The sequence below is a fragment of the Pedobacter sp. L105 genome (genome assembly GCF_009765875.1).
Taxonomy (GTDB): Bacteria; Bacteroidota; Bacteroidia; order Sphingobacteriales; family Sphingobacteriaceae; genus Pedobacter.
On sequence record NZ_LMUP01000004.1, the window covers coordinates 675,633 to 690,329 of the forward strand.

Genomic DNA, 14,697 nt, shown 5'->3' on the forward strand with positions numbered 1-14,697 from the left:
AAAAATCGTGATAGCCTCATAACCTATTAAAGTCAATAAACACTAATGAGAAACAAAAAAGTAAATATTTTCCTGGCTGTACTGGTATTTGTATTAGTGATATGGATGTTAAAGGGTACATTTTTCCAACCAGGTGCTGGTGCTTTGAAAGCTGGTTTTAAAGATGTTGCTGAATATAGAAATGAGAATAATACAGGCCCGATCCAATATGTATTCACAGCCACTTTAAAAGACACCTTATGGTCTGAAATAGAAACCTTCGGTAATTATAAACCGCACCATAAAGGAGGAACTACCAAAGTGTATTACTTTATGGAAGGAACACCCGCACCAACAGAACTTAGCCCCGGAAGTACTAATTTTGCCAGCTCCTTTAATAATTCCTGTGTAGCATTATATGAAAAAACCGCTGTAGGAGATGTGATTATCACGAAATATCCTTTTAAATAATAAGAAAGCCCAATAAATAATTATAATATCTGATCCACCACCTGATGGGTTGATAGAGGGGATAAAAATAAAGCGGTTAATCATAATGATTAGCCGCTTTATTTTATGACGATCTCGCTTTAAAATGATCCTTTCTTTATTTGATCAACTCAGCTAATTTGGCTTGTAAAGCATCTCCTCTTAAGTTTGTGGCTACAATCTTTCCTGTAGGATCGATCAGGAAATTCTGAGGAATGCTTTGTATACCGTACAATACGGCAACTTCATTGTTCCAGAATTTAAGATCAGATACTTCTGTCCATGTTAACCCATCTTTCGCAATAGCAGCTAACCAGTCGGCTTTTTTACCTGGCTGATCTAGTGAAACACCTAAAACTGTAAAGCCTTTATCTTTGAACTTATTATAGGCAACTAATACATTTGGATTTTCGTGACGACATGGACCACACCATGATGCCCAGAAATCTAACAAAACATACTTACCGCGGAAGCTGGATAATTTTACCGGCTTATCATTTACATCATTTTGAGTAAAATCAGGAGCCATTACACCAACTGACGTTGAGCGTGCAGCTTCGATAGATTTAGCAAACTCCACACCAGCAGGAGAGCTGCGTAATTCAGGAGAAAGGCTTTTAAAAAGAGGATCAACGGTAGCTACATCTATCCCTCCCTGACCGCCAGACTGGGTAAGTGCCAAAAGACTAAAGTAAGAATTAGGATTAGCTTTGATAAAAGATACCTGAAGGGTTTGCATTTCGGCAGCAGCCTTGTCATATCTTGCTTGTAAGCCTGCTTTGAAAGCAGCATCTTGTTGCTTTTCTGGAGAGGCAGCAGCGTATTCTGCATTAATAGCCTTCATCTCGGTTATTGGTGCAGCAAGATATTTCATAAACTTTCCATTCTCATCATTGAGCTTTGAACCGGTAACAACCGCGTTTTTCACAGAATCCTTTGCCGTTACAGTAATCGTTGCAGGCTCAAGATATATAATTGTGTTGTCAGCAGATTTACCCAGTTTTTTTAATCCGGCTCCTGTAGGATCGATGATCACCCTTGCCATAGTTGGCCCAGTTACAGTACCTTTAAAATTAAAGTCGCCTTTGGTAATCACTGCTGAATCCAGTGTCTGACTTCCGTTCGCTGCATAACTTAAATATGCTTTTGCAGGAGCATTTAGAGTTCCTATCTTGCCATTCAGTGCAAATGCTCCTTGCTGAGCAAATACGAGTGCAGGAGAGGTTATTAATAGTGATAAAAGCAATTTTTTCATTGGGTTTCAAATTTGTTGTTAAATATAAAAAATATTGGTACGACTGAAAATTAAAAACAGACTATCTGAGTTCAAAAAGGTTATCTATACCCAGCAATTTACGTGAGGTAAACCCTTCCCCATAAGTTGCGCCAATAGATTTCCCAAACTCCCTGGCACGTCCTATCATGCTATCAAAAAACTCGGGTGATGAAATATAGGTGGAAGGTTCATCCAGTTCAGGATTATAGAACTGGGTTTTAAATGCCTGTATAGATTTAATTTTTGTTTCCATATAAGGGGTAATATCTACGATCACATCCGGCTCGATATAATAATCCTGGATATACTGCAGCAATAACCTTGGTCGCCAGGCTTCCTGTTCTACACCGTCCTGATTGGTCTTAATTTTAGATAAACCTGCTAAAAAACAGGAGTCATTGGCCAAATCTCCGGCCCTTCCATGATCGGGATGCCTGTCACGCAGAGCATTGCTCAATACAATTTCAGGCTGATATTTACGGATCATCCTGACTACCTCCAGCTGATGCTCCTCATCATTTTTAAAAAATGCATCTTTAAACCGCAGGTTTTCACGGGCATGCAATCCTAATATCTGTGCAGAATCTGCAGCTTCGGTATCACGTGTTTCAGCAGTACCCCGGGTACCTAACTCCCCCCTTGTAAAATCGACTATGCCCACTTTTTTACCTAAGGCAATGTGTCTTAAAATTGTTCCTGAACATCCTAACTCCGCATCATCCGGATGAACGGCCAGTACTAATATGTCTAACTTCATTTATATTGGTATACTTGTATATGATTAGAAGGAACCGAAATCCCATTCTTTTGTTTTGATATTATTAGTCGTCGAACTTGGCTACAGCTAAATGCTTAAAGCAAACGCTGAATTTTTTTTCTGAGTTTAGTAGATGAAGGTTTGGTAAATGGAAAAAAATAATCCACCACTTCACCATCTTTATTCACCAGATATTTATGAAAGTTCCATCGTGGTGTAGATTTGATATTTCCGTTCAGTTCTTTAGTGCTTAGAAATTTAAAGATAGGATTGGCCTGTTCGCCCCTGATCATCATCTTATTGAAAATAGGAAACTTCACGCCATAATTGAGCTCACAAAATTCATTGATAGCTTTTCCTTCCAAAGGCTCCTGCCCACCAAAATCATTGGAGGGGAAACCCAGCACTTCAAATTCTTCATCTTTCAATTCGTCCCTTAACTCCTGAAGTTCTTTTAACTGAGGTGCAAATCCGCAAGCGGAAGCAATATTTACAACCAGCAGCACTTTACCCTTATAATCTGATAACTTTTTGTCTTTTCCGTTTATTAACTTCGCCTTAAACTGGTGTATACTCCTGAGGCTTTCTCCCATATTTATTGTTGATAAAACCCTGAAGAACGGATAATGGATTCAATATCTCTGTCCTCTTCGGGATCATAAGTACTTTTTAAGTTATGCCCTACTACACGTGCGACAGACTGATAAAGAAATGCTTTTACACCTCCCTGGGTTTCTTTAACAATCTGATAAGTGGTACGTCCTACCTCCCTGTCGATCAGTTTAGTCAGTATCTGCCCCTGTGTAATTGTCAGCTCTTTGATCTGTGTTTTAAACATCAGCTTGATTTCCTCATCGCATTGTTTAATTAATTTTTTCTGTTCCTTCCGATCAGGTGTTGATGCTATATCGCGTTCCAGCTTTTCATATCTTCTTTTTGCATACAGTGCGTAAGGCATCACTTTCAGCACATTATAGCGAAGCCTGTTGAATGCAGCCTGGTCGGCAGGTGTTTTAAACATTCTCACCCCGTATATAACTACCTCATTTAAAGGTAGCCACGGAATCATTTCACCATTATCATTTGTGGATGCCACCCGGATCGTATCATTCTTTCCCCTTGCCGGGAATTTATAAGGCGCAGGATTTTCCTGAGCTTTTAGCGTCCCAGCGGTAATAATGACAATTAACAGAATAATTAACCTGTGAAATTTCATAAATTTATACTCCCACAAAGTTAAAGCAAATTTTATATATTAGGTTTATAACAAAAATCTAATATAACCTTAACGTTTGACAAGCAATAATTATTACGAAAATAATACAATGAAGAGCACCCTGGTAATTGATTTAGAAGCGGAAAAACAGGAAATCCTGAAGCGATATCGCGCACTCCTGCGTGCCTGTAAGCCAACGATGCAAAAAGGGGATAAAAAAGAAATCCGGAAAGCATTTGATATGGCCCTGGAAAGCCATAAGAATATGCGCAGGAAATCCGGAGAGCCTTACATTTATCATCCTATCGCGGTGGCCCAGATTGCTGCTGAAGAAATCGGTTTGGGAACAACATCTATTGTTTGTGCCCTCCTGCATGATGTGGTAGAAGATACAGAGATCACGCTGGAAGATATTGAAAGAGAGTTTGGGAAGAAAACAGCTAAAATTATTGATGGGCTCACTAAAATTGCAGGTGTCTTCGATTATAACAGTTCTCTACAGGCAGAAAACTTCAGAAAAATGCTGCTTACCCTGGCAGACGATGTAAGGGTGATCTTAATTAAACTGGCCGACCGCCTGCATAATATGCGGACAATGGATTTCATGCCAAGGCATAAACAACTGAAAATTGCCTCTGAAACCATTTACCTCTATGCACCGCTGGCGCACCGTTTAGGTTTATATGCTATCAAGTCCGAACTGGAAGATCTTTCCATGAAATACCTGGAACCAGATACCTACAAGTTTATCGCTACACAGCTGAACGAAAAAAAAGCAGAGCGAAATTTGTTTGTGAAGCGATTTGTAGACCCTATTAATGAGATTTTAGCTGAACAGGGCTTTGTAGCCAATATATACGGACGACCAAAATCTATCCATTCCATCTGGAATAAGATGAAGAAAAAGAATATTCCCTTTGAAGAGGTTTATGATCTTTTTGCCATCAGGATTGTACTGGATAGCGCCCCTGAAAATGAAAAGGCCGACTGCTGGAAGGCCTATTCTATCGTAACAGACCTTTACCGGCCTAATCCAGACAGGTTACGGGATTGGGTTTCTTCGCCAAAAGTAAATGGATACGAGTCGCTGCATACCACAGTAATGGGCCCAAAAGGACAATGGGTAGAAGTACAGATCCGCACACAGCGGATGAATGAGATTGCTGAAAAAGGTTTCGCTGCACACTGGAAGTATAAGGAATCCAGCAACGATAACGGACTGGACCAGTGGATCATGAAGGTAAGGGAAATGCTGAATAATCCTGAAGCCAACGCATTGGACTTCCTCGATGATTTTAAAATGAACCTTTTCTCTGATGAGATCTTCATCTTTACCCCTAAAGGAGCATTGATACAACTCCCTCTTGGGGCAACAGCATTGGATTTTGCCTTTGAAATCCATACTGACGTAGGTGCAAGGTGTATAGGTGCAAAGGTAAATCACAAACTGGTACCACTATCCTATAAATTACAGAATGGCGACCAGGTAGAGATCATCACATCCGGTAAACAGGTACCTAAGGAAGACTGGCTGAATATAGTGGTTACCGCTAAAGCCAAGTCGAAGATTAAATCCTCTTTAAAAGAAGAAAAAAGAAAGATTGCCGAACAGGGTAAAGAAACACTGGAACGTAAGCTGAAATCATTAAAGATCACTTATAATACAGATAACCTGAATAAATTAAGCTATTTCTTTAAACTGGCTTCTACACAGGAACTTTTTATCGGCGTAGCCAATGGGAAGATTGAATTAAAAGACCTGAAAGAATATCTGGCAAGTGAAAAGGAAATAGAAAACAGGGGGGCAGAAAAAACTGACGGACAGCAAATTGAAACCCTGCTGAATAAAGTAAAAGGGCCCGAATCTGATATCCTTCTGATTGGTGAAGACCTGCAAAAAATTGATTATAACCTGGCTGCCTGCTGTAACCCTATCCCTGGTGACGATGTTTTTGGTTTTGTAACCGTAAGTGAAGGAATTAAGATCCACCGTACCAATTGCCCTAATGCAGCACAGCTGATGGCTAACTATGGCTACCGCATCGTGAAAGCCAAATGGAACAAACAACAGGAATTAACTTTCCTTACCGGTTTGCATATTATAGGTATAGATGATGTGGGGCTGATCAATAATATTACTAAAGTAATTTCAAATGATTTTAAGGTAAATATGCGTTCTATTACCGTGGATACGGATAATGGTATTTTTGACGGGTCGATTATGATCTATGTAAACGATAAAGAACATCTGGACAACCTGATCAAAAATCTTTTAGAGGTGAAGGGTGTAACAGGGGTTACACGTTTTGATGCCTAAAAAATTGAATAAATCATACAGTTCTATAAAAAATTGATACCTTTGAAAGGAGTTTTAAAACTATGTCTACACACCATAACAGCGAGCTGGTTAGAAAAATATTTGAAGCCTATCTCGAAAATAAAAGTCTGAGAAAAACGCCTGAGCGTTTTGCGATCTTAGAAGAAATCTATTCCAGAGATGATCATTTTGATGTAGAAACCCTCTACATTCATATGAAAAATCAGAAATACAGGGTGAGCAGAGCTACAGTATACAATACTTTAGAGCTTTTAGTTTCCTGTGACCTGGTTACCAAACATCAGTTTGGTAAGAATATGGCTCAATTCGAAAAATCTTACGGTTACCATCAGCACGATCATATTATTTGTATCGACTGTGGTAAGGTAGTTGAATTCTGTGATCCCCGTATCCATCAGATTCAGACTATGGTAGGAGATTTATTGAAATTTGACATTAAACATCACTCTTTAAATTTGTATGGCAGCTGTTTTGACTGCTCAGCCAAAGCTACCATCAAGCATAAAGAGGACATCAAACATGCAAGTTAACAACAAACACAATTATAATCTTTTCTTAAATTAAATAAATGACGCAAGTAGACGTGCTTCTTGGCCTGCAATGGGGCGATGAGGGCAAAGGAAAAATTGTTGACGTATTATGTCCGCAATATGATTTGATAGCTCGTTTTCAAGGCGGACCGAATGCCGGCCACACCTTAGAGTTTGATGGCAAAAAGTTTGTTTTAAATACCATTCCTTCAGGTATTTTCAACGAGAAAACCATGAATTTGATCGGTAATGGTGTGGTAATTGATCCCATCATTTTAAAAAGAGAATTAGATAATCTCAAAAAAGCTGGCCATGATCCAATTGCTAAAGGCAAACTGGTGATTGCTCGTAAAGCACATCTGATCCTGCCAACCCACCAGCTTTTAGACGCTGCTAATGAGCAGAAAATGGGTAAAGACAAAATTGGTTCTACTTTAAAAGGTATCGGACCAACCTACATGGATAAAACAGGACGTAACGGTTTACGTGTTGGAGATACCACTTTACCAGATTTCAAAGAGCGTTATACCAAACTGGTTACCAAACACAAGGAGTTACTTTCTCATTATAATTTCGAATATGATCTGGAAGAAAAAGAAGCGGCTTTCTTTGAAGCAGTAGAATTCTTAAAAACTATTCCTCATGTTGATAGTGAGCATTTTGTAAATGGTTATCTGAAAGAGGGTAAAAAAGTATTGGCTGAAGGAGCACAGGGCACTTTACTGGATATCGATTTTGGTTCTTATCCTTTTGTAACTTCTTCAAATACTACTACTGCAGGTGCATGTACTGGTTTAGGTATCGCCCCTAATAAAATAGGAAGCGTTATTGGAATTTTCAAAGCTTATTGCACACGTGTAGGAAGCGGGCCATTCCCTACTGAACTGGAAGATGAAGTTGGCGAACATCTTCGCCAGGTAGGTCATGAATTTGGCGCTACTACAGGAAGACCACGCCGTTGCGGATGGATAGATCTTCCCGCACTTAAATATGCAATCATGCTGAACGGAGTAACCGAAATGGTGATGACAAAAGCAGATATATTGAGCGACTTTGATACGATCTATGCTTGTACGCATTATGTACATAATGGCGAAACGATTGATTACATGCCATACGATATCATTTCTATTCAGCCAACACCGGTTTTAAAGGCGATTGACGGATGGAAAACTGATATTACAAAAATTACGGAAATCAATGAGATCCCGGCTAAACTGGCAGATTATATCGCTTTCCTTGAAAAAGAACTGGAAGTGCCTGTAAAATATCTTTCTGTTGGCCCTGACAGGGTACAAACACTGATTCTTCATTAAGAACTTATAATTCTAGAAAAAAGGCGGCCCAGTGCCGCCTTTTTCATTAACCAGAAATGAATACACAGGAATTAATTTTATTTAAGCAGAAAGCACTGTTATGGGCAAACCAATTTCCTATATGCTGCTGCTTTGATTCCAATGAATACACTGACCCTTATTCAAATTATGATTTCCTTCTTGCTGCCGGAGCTCAGCATCAGCTGAATCTTACTGCCGGTAACGCTTTTAAGGCATTAAAAGACTTTTATGACCTCCACCAGTCATGGATTTTCGGCTTATTGGGCTACGACCTTAAGAATGAACTGGAAGAACTCACTTCCGCAAAAGAAAACACACTTGATTTCCCCGATCTTTTTTTCTTTGTACCAGAATATCTTGTGGCCATCAAAGATGGCTTTATAACAGTTATTATTGGCCCTGCAGACTTAGGAGAAACTATTAACCAGCTTACACTTCCATCACTTACCCCAACAGTTGTACCTCATGTCAAGCCCAGATTAGATAAAGCTATCTATCTGGATAAAGTAGAAAAATTAAGGGCTGCCATTGCAAAAGGGGATATTTATGAAGTGAATTTTTGCCAGGAATTTTTTGCAGAAAATGCAATTATAGATCCGTACCAGGTTTACCTCCATTTAAATGCATTATCTCCTGTCCCATTCTCAGGCTTCTTTAAGATAGAAGATCAGTATATTCTTTCGGCAAGCCCTGAAAGATTTTTAGGCAAAAGGGGCAACAAATTATTTTCACAGCCTATTAAGGGTACAGCTAAACGAAGCTCCGATCAACTGGAAGATGAACTGATCAGAACCGCCCTGAAAAATAATCTCAAGGAACAGGCGGAAAATGTAATGATCGTAGACCTGGTAAGAAATGATCTGACGAAAAGCGCTTTAAGAGGCACCGTTAAGGTAGAGGAATTGTTTGGTATCTATACCTTCCCTCAGGTTCACCAAATGATCTCTACAGTAAGCTGTATAATTGATCCGCTCCTTCATCCAGTAGATGCGGTAAGAAATACTTTTCCAATGGGATCCATGACCGGAGCACCCAAATTACGTGCGATGGAATTGATAGAAGAACAGGAATTGAGCAGAAGGGGCGTCTACTCCGGAGCACTAGGGTACTTCGCTCCTAATGGTGATTTCGATTTCAATGTAGTGATCAGGAGTATACTTTATAACAAAACCAGGCGATACTTGTCCTTTCAGGTAGGAGGGGCTATTACTTTCGCCTCAACTGCCGAAGCAGAATATGATGAGTGCATGCTGAAAGCATCAGCGATGATTAAAACGCTGAAAGCTTAGCTTTTTTTACTGAACAGGTAAACTTTAGATTCTTTACCTTTAAGTAACCGTTCCAGGTTCTTCTGGTGGGTAACCAATATGAGTATACAGACGACCATGCTGTATAAAACTTCAGATTTGATCGACGAATGCAGTACAAAGACAATACCCAGGGGGAACGTGAATCCCGCACAGATAGAACTTAGCGATACATATTTGGTAACCAGTAGGATAGTTACAAATACAAGCACACAAAGCATTGCTGCAGGAAAGTTAACAGCCAGGATCATTCCAAACAAAGTAGCCACTCCCTTTCCACCTCTAAAACCAGCAAAAATAGGAAATAAATGCCCCATCACAGCGGTTACACCCAAGGCTAGTTCGTAATTTACAAATTGAGAGGAGTTATGCGGACCTGTAACAGAAAGTCCGATAAAGTAAGCCAGCTTTGTAGCTGTATAACCTTTGGCAATATCAATCGTCATTACAGCCAAACCTGCTTTTTTACCTAATACGCGAAAAGTATTGGTAGCACCGGCGTTTCCACTGCCATATTCCCTTACATCAATACCGTAAAAAGCCTGTCCAATCCAGACCGCCGTGGGGATAGACCCGAAGAGATAGGCTAAAATAACCGCAGAAATAGAAAAGATGGATATCATACCTTAGTAGGCTTTTAAACTCATGTCTAAACTTTTAACCGAGTGGGTCAATGCGCCCATAGAAATAAAATCAACACCGCAATCTGCATATTCAGTGATGTTCTCTTCTGTAATTCCGCCCGATGCTTCGGTGATATATCGATGGTCAATCAACTCAACTGCTTTTCTAAGATCTGGAAAATCAAAATTATCCAGCATTATTCTTTGTACTTTACCTGTCTCCAGTACCTGGTTCAATTCTTCCAGATTTCTTACTTCAATTTCAATTTCCAATTGTTTTCCTTTATCCGCCAGGTAGTGGTTCGATGCATTGATTGCATTAGCTATTCCACCTGCGTAATCCACATGGTTATCTTTAATCAGGATCATATCATATAAGCCTATTCGGTGGTTTACCCCTCCCCCTATCTTTACTGCCCACTTCTCCAGATATCTCATACCAGGGGTAGTTTTACGCGTATCCAATAACCTGGTTTGGTAAGGCTTAAGCATTTTAACAATACGATTTGTTTTAGTAGCGATACCACTCATGCGCTGCATACAGTTCAAAACTAATCTTTCAGCTAGCAAAATTGAATGTGTGCTGCCTGTTACGGTAAATGCGATGTGACCATATTTAACTTCGTCGCCATCGTTCAGGAAAATTTCTGTGTGCAGTTCTGAGTCTATTTGATGAAATATCTCCAGCGCCAATGTAATACCAGCCAGGATACCATCTTCTTTTATGATCAATTTTGCTTTCCCGCTGGTACCAGCCGGGATCGTTGAATTTGAGGTATGATCACCATCTCCGAGGTCTTCGGCGATAGCATTTTTTATAAATAGGTCGATTAATTGCTTGTCCAAAATAAGTATTTTAGATCAAAAATAGCATTTTTAGATAAATTCACGTTACTATTTATCAGGTTCAATCCTTAATTCAGTGATAAAAAATGTATTAGCGGTCTTTTTCAGCGTGATGGCAACTCTGAATTTTCCGTTTTTGGTAGTCAAAGAAAGGATGCCGAAGCGATAATTTGGATTGGTATTGATCAGATGGACAACGCTTGAATTCACCGGAATGCTTTTAGTAAAAAATTCTCTTAGAATTTGTTCTGCCTGTGCTTTGGAGTATACATCTTCTTCATCATTTACCTTCAGTTCTATGGAAGACGAGAAATTTTTGCTGATTTCCTTAGAATTTGCAGACTTGAATAATGTCGATAACGTATCAACAATATCACTCTGAAATGCCGCAGGACGCAGTATTTGAGTCAATAGAATCAGTGCCGGTAATATGGTTTTAAGCATATGATAAATATAACAATTAATACGCACACAAATTATGCCATTAGCAGATCAAAAAATGCAATTAGATTATTGATAAAACTTCAATAGACTTATATTTGTTAGGTTTTATTAACCAGCGAAACATCAATTCTATTTAAATGGACCATAAAAAAGTGATGCTCCTCATTCTTGACGGATGGGGTTACGGAAATCAAGATCAATCAGATGCAGCTTACGCAGCCAATACACCTTTCTTTGATTCTTTACTGAAACAATATCCTAATTCAAAATTAGAAGCTTCCGGAGAAGCGGTAGGCTTACCTGCAGGACAGATGGGAAATTCTGAGGTTGGACACATGAACCTTGGTGCAGGCAGGGTTGTTTATCAGGAATTAGGACGTATCAATAAAGCAATCAGCGATGGTTCTATAAAAACTAATCCAACACTGGCAGGTGCTTTTGAATATGCTAAAACAAATAATAAAGCCATCCATTTTATCGGATTGGTTTCCGATGGCGGTGTTCATGCACATATTAATCATTTAAAAGGACTGTGTGATGCGGCAAATGAACAGGGGTTAAAAGATGTTTTTGTACATGCTTTCCTTGATGGAAGAGATACCGATCCCAATTCAGGTCTCGGGTTTATTAAAGACCTTGATCAGCATTTGAAAACCTCTACGGGTAAGATTGCCAGCTTAATTGGCCGTTATTATGCAATGGATAGAGATTCACGCTGGGAACGCGTTAAACAAGCTTATGACGTAATGGTCAATGGTGTTGGGGAACATACACAGGATGCTGTTGCTGCTATTGAAAAATCCTATGCTGAAGGTATTACTGATGAGTTTATCAAACCTATCGTGCTCACCTCAACCAATGGCTCGCCGGTAGCTACTATTCAGCCTGATGATGTAGTGATCTGTTTCAATTACAGAACGGACAGAGGAAGGGAAATCACTTCTGTGTTAACGCAGAAAGATTATCCTGAATTTGAGATGCACAAATTACCACTGTATTATGTAACAATGACTTCATATGATGAAAACTTTGAAAATGTAAAAGTAATCTTCACTAAAGATGATCTTACAGAAACATTAGGAGAGGTTTTAGAGAAAAATCATAAAAACCAGATCCGCATCGCTGAAACAGAGAAATATCCTCATGTTACCTTTTTCTTCTCAGGCGGCAGGGAACAAGCTTTTGAAAATGAAAAAAGATTGATGATCCCGTCCCCAAAAGTAGCTACTTATGACCTGCAGCCAGAAATGAGTGCACAGGGAATTACCGATGCGATTACCAAAGAACTGGAAACAGGATGGGCAGATTTTATTTGTCTTAACTTCGCTAATCCAGACATGGTTGGGCATACAGGTGTGTTTGAGGCTGTAGTTAAGGCTGTTGAAACAGCAGACAAATGTGCAGAAGCTGTAGTAAAAAAAGGACTTGAAAATGGTTACTCTTTCATTATCCTGGCAGATCACGGAAATTCTGAATTTATGCTGAATGGCGATGGTTCGGCCAATACAGCACACACTACTAACCTGGTTCCCTGCATTTTGGTGGGCACTGACTATACAGCTATAGCTGATGGTAAACTGGGAGATATCGCCCCAACAATTCTTAAATTAATGGGCATTGAAAAACCCGCAATCATGACAGGAAATTCCCTGATATAATGAGGAATACTATATTCCTTTTACTGATCTTATTGTTTTTTGGGTCCTGCAATCCTGCAGCGCCCAAAAAACAATCTTCGCCCTTAACTTACTTCGATATCAAAGGTTATTTCGCTAAGGAAGCTAAACGGCTTAAATCCCTGAATCCTGAAATCGATAAAACGGTGACGGTCAATCAATCTGCTGAACATAAAAAATTAAAAATTGCCGACTGGCAAAAGGAATTATCCATCTTTTCTGATGCGGACATCAATAAATCTGCATGGCAGGGGCTGTTTAAACTTCATCAGACACAGGATGTAAAAACGTACATTTCTGATAATGAAAAAGTACCTGTAAAGTCTTTACAAGTCAGTTATCAGAATGGAAAGATCCATGGCATTGAAATTTTAATCAGCAATGCCAATTCTTTATATACCTCCAGTGATACACTTTCTTACTTCCCTGACAGCTTATATCAGGTAAAAAAAACTCAGCATATTACTTTACTGAAAGAAAAGAACTACAGGATTACAGGGAAATTCAAGTAGAATTGTCATTAATATGTTCAATAGTTTCTTTTTAAGTAAATATTATTTTTAAATTAAATTTATTCAGTTAATTTTGTCTTATTAATTAACTGAATAAAATATGGAGAATCAAGATTCAACAATTGCACTTTACGAGGTTATCAAAAATAAAACTGATGAACAAACTGCCTATAACGCAGTAACCGCACTACAGGGAACAATCAAAGAAAAAGTTAAAAACGAGACAACAAACATAGTTGCAGAAGCAAAAATTGAACTCATTGAAAAAATCAATTCTACTGAGCTCACATTGGCAGGTGAAATTAACCAGTTAGAAGGTAAGATGAATTCAACCGAACTTAGATTAGAAAATAAAATCAATTCGCTAGAAGTTCGATTAGTTGATAAAATCAATTTTCTTGAAGTTAGACTAATTGATAAAGTCAATTCTCTTGAAGTTAGATTAATTAATAAGATCAATGGAGTTGAAATCCGTATGAACAAGTTACAAATTCAAACTATCATGTGGATCGTTGGTATGAGTGTATTACAATTGGTAGCCCGTTACCTTTTCAAATAATTGAATCCACAAAAAAACCGCACCAACTAATCTGATGCGGTTTTCAGTTATTTACAAGAGTAACTATTTCAAACTTGAAATCTGTGCTTTAACATAATCAATCAGTGAAATAATGTCCTTACGCAAAGGCTGTACGACTAGAACTTTCTGAAAGTCAGCAATGGAGCTGTTGAAAATTGCAATACAAGCTTCCTTATCTGCTTTCTTTTTGATCTTATAAGATTTATAAATCGCATAATCTTTATAAGCCAGTCCCCTGTTTTGCAGCAATTGGGTATCTTCTTCACCATTGATCTCTATAGCTTTCGTAAAATCCTTAATCGAAGACAGGTAAAAATTCTCCCGCATTTGATTTAAAGATTCTTTAGGATCATTGGCCACATTCTGTCTGGCCTTTCCCCTATAGTAATAAGCAGAATAATCTGACGGTTTTAAAGTGATTAACCTGCTGTAAGTCTCTATAGAGCTTTCAAAGTTACCACATTGAAAATAAGAATATCCCAACATTTTCAGTACACTTGGGTTGTTAGGGCTCTTTGAATCTGCTTTCTCTAATTGTGCTACAGCTCCTTTATAATCGCCTTTCATCATAGCCTGCATCCCTAATTTATCATAACTTCCCGTTTGAGCAAAGCTGATTTGGGTATAAATAACTAAAATTAGTACAAGCGCTTTTTTAATATAGTTCATCAAATTTTATTTAATAAAGAATAAAGATATAAAATCATAGCAAGAGTAGCTATAATAAATGGCATTTATAAATATTCTAAGAAACGTTTGAAAAGCAAAATTATGATGAGAAAGACAA

At 38.5% G+C, this 14,697-nt stretch carries 16 protein-coding genes; 8 read left to right on the forward strand and 8 right to left on the reverse strand.

Annotated features, from left to right (window positions below; all coding sequences use genetic code 11):
* The first annotated feature begins 45 nt into the window (after positions 1 to 45).
* Positions 46 to 450 (forward strand): hypothetical protein, encoded by a 405-nt coding sequence (locus GSQ84_RS08090; RefSeq protein ID WP_158796738.1) that lies wholly within the window; start codon positions 46 to 48, stop codon positions 448 to 450.
* A 136-nt stretch (positions 451 to 586) separates the two neighbouring features.
* On the opposite strand, the gene GSQ84_RS08095 is transcribed toward GSQ84_RS08090, so the two are convergent.
* From GSQ84_RS08095 to GSQ84_RS08110, 4 genes are all read right to left on the reverse strand, one after another.
* Complete coding sequence (locus GSQ84_RS08095; protein WP_158796739.1) at positions 587 to 1,723, reverse strand: TlpA disulfide reductase family protein; 1,137 nt, start codon at positions 1,721 to 1,723, stop codon at positions 587 to 589.
* Positions 1,724 to 1,784: 61 nt separating this feature from the next.
* A complete protein-coding gene (bshB1, locus tag GSQ84_RS08100) occupies positions 1,785 to 2,501 on the reverse strand; it encodes a bacillithiol biosynthesis deacetylase BshB1 (RefSeq protein ID WP_158796740.1) in 717 nt (238 codons plus the stop codon).
* A gap of 95 nt (positions 2,502 to 2,596) precedes the next feature.
* The gene (locus GSQ84_RS08105) at positions 2,597 to 3,094 is read right to left on the reverse strand and encodes a glutathione peroxidase (protein ID WP_158796741.1); all 498 of its coding nucleotides are present in this window, start codon (positions 3,092 to 3,094) and stop codon (positions 2,597 to 2,599) included.
* Between the two features lie 2 nt (positions 3,095 to 3,096).
* Positions 3,097 to 3,717, reverse strand: a complete 621-nt coding sequence (locus GSQ84_RS08110) for a DUF4294 domain-containing protein (RefSeq protein ID WP_158796742.1) — start codon at positions 3,715 to 3,717, stop codon at positions 3,097 to 3,099.
* A 109-nt stretch (positions 3,718 to 3,826) separates the two neighbouring features.
* Between GSQ84_RS08110 and GSQ84_RS08115 the strand changes: the two genes are divergently transcribed.
* The 4 genes from GSQ84_RS08115 to GSQ84_RS08130 all read left to right on the forward strand — a co-directional run bounded on the left by GSQ84_RS08115 (position 3,827) and on the right by GSQ84_RS08130 (position 9,211).
* The gene (locus GSQ84_RS08115) at positions 3,827 to 6,034 is read left to right on the forward strand and encodes a bifunctional (p)ppGpp synthetase/guanosine-3',5'-bis(diphosphate) 3'-pyrophosphohydrolase (RefSeq protein ID WP_158796743.1); all 2,208 of its coding nucleotides are present in this window, start codon (positions 3,827 to 3,829) and stop codon (positions 6,032 to 6,034) included.
* A gap of 62 nt (positions 6,035 to 6,096) precedes the next feature.
* The gene (locus tag GSQ84_RS08120; protein WP_158796744.1) at positions 6,097 to 6,585 is read left to right on the forward strand and encodes a Fur family transcriptional regulator; all 489 of its coding nucleotides are present in this window, start codon (positions 6,097 to 6,099) and stop codon (positions 6,583 to 6,585) included.
* A gap of 38 nt (positions 6,586 to 6,623) precedes the next feature.
* The gene (locus tag GSQ84_RS08125) at positions 6,624 to 7,901 is read left to right on the forward strand and encodes an adenylosuccinate synthase (protein WP_158796745.1); all 1,278 of its coding nucleotides are present in this window, start codon (positions 6,624 to 6,626) and stop codon (positions 7,899 to 7,901) included.
* A gap of 56 nt (positions 7,902 to 7,957) precedes the next feature.
* Positions 7,958 to 9,211 carry an anthranilate synthase component I family protein gene (locus GSQ84_RS08130; RefSeq protein WP_158796746.1) on the forward strand — a complete coding sequence of 418 codons (1,254 nt, stop codon included), beginning with the start codon at positions 7,958 to 7,960 and terminating at the stop codon, positions 9,209 to 9,211.
* On the opposite strand, the gene plsY is transcribed toward GSQ84_RS08130, so the two are convergent.
* From plsY to GSQ84_RS08145, 3 genes are read right to left on the reverse strand one after another with little or no spacing between them, the layout of a single operon-like run.
* Positions 9,208 to 9,852 carry a glycerol-3-phosphate 1-O-acyltransferase PlsY gene (gene plsY, locus GSQ84_RS08135; RefSeq protein WP_158796747.1) on the reverse strand — a complete coding sequence of 215 codons (645 nt, stop codon included), beginning with the start codon at positions 9,850 to 9,852 and terminating at the stop codon, positions 9,208 to 9,210. The two genes, GSQ84_RS08130 and plsY, sit on opposite strands and share 4 nt — an antisense overlap.
* A 3-nt stretch (positions 9,853 to 9,855) precedes the next feature.
* On the reverse strand, positions 9,856 to 10,698 hold the full coding sequence (gene nadC / locus GSQ84_RS08140; RefSeq protein ID WP_158796748.1) for a carboxylating nicotinate-nucleotide diphosphorylase: 843 nt from the start codon (positions 10,696 to 10,698) through the stop codon (positions 9,856 to 9,858).
* A 48-nt stretch (positions 10,699 to 10,746) separates the two neighbouring features.
* Complete coding sequence (locus GSQ84_RS08145) at positions 10,747 to 11,142, reverse strand: DUF4783 domain-containing protein (RefSeq protein WP_158796749.1); 396 nt, start codon at positions 11,140 to 11,142, stop codon at positions 10,747 to 10,749.
* Between the two features lie 137 nt (positions 11,143 to 11,279).
* Here GSQ84_RS08145 and gpmI point away from each other — a divergent pair, with 137 nt between their 5' ends.
* From gpmI to GSQ84_RS08160, 3 genes are all read left to right on the forward strand, one after another.
* Entirely contained in the window at positions 11,280 to 12,800 is a 1,521-nt protein-coding gene (gene gpmI, locus GSQ84_RS08150) for a 2,3-bisphosphoglycerate-independent phosphoglycerate mutase (protein ID WP_158796750.1), read from the forward strand.
* On the forward strand, positions 12,800 to 13,330 hold the full coding sequence (locus GSQ84_RS08155) for a hypothetical protein (protein ID WP_158796751.1): 531 nt from the start codon (positions 12,800 to 12,802) through the stop codon (positions 13,328 to 13,330). Before gpmI ends, GSQ84_RS08155 begins: the two co-directional genes overlap by 1 nt.
* A gap of 100 nt (positions 13,331 to 13,430) precedes the next feature.
* Complete coding sequence (locus GSQ84_RS08160; protein WP_158796752.1) at positions 13,431 to 13,889, forward strand: hypothetical protein; 459 nt, start codon at positions 13,431 to 13,433, stop codon at positions 13,887 to 13,889.
* 63 nt (positions 13,890 to 13,952) lie between these two features.
* Here the strand turns inward: GSQ84_RS08160 and GSQ84_RS08165 are convergent, their stop codons facing one another.
* Positions 13,953 to 14,579 (reverse strand): tetratricopeptide repeat protein, encoded by a 627-nt coding sequence (locus GSQ84_RS08165; RefSeq protein WP_158796753.1) that lies wholly within the window; start codon positions 14,577 to 14,579, stop codon positions 13,953 to 13,955.
* Between the last annotated feature and the right edge of the window lie 118 nt (positions 14,580 to 14,697).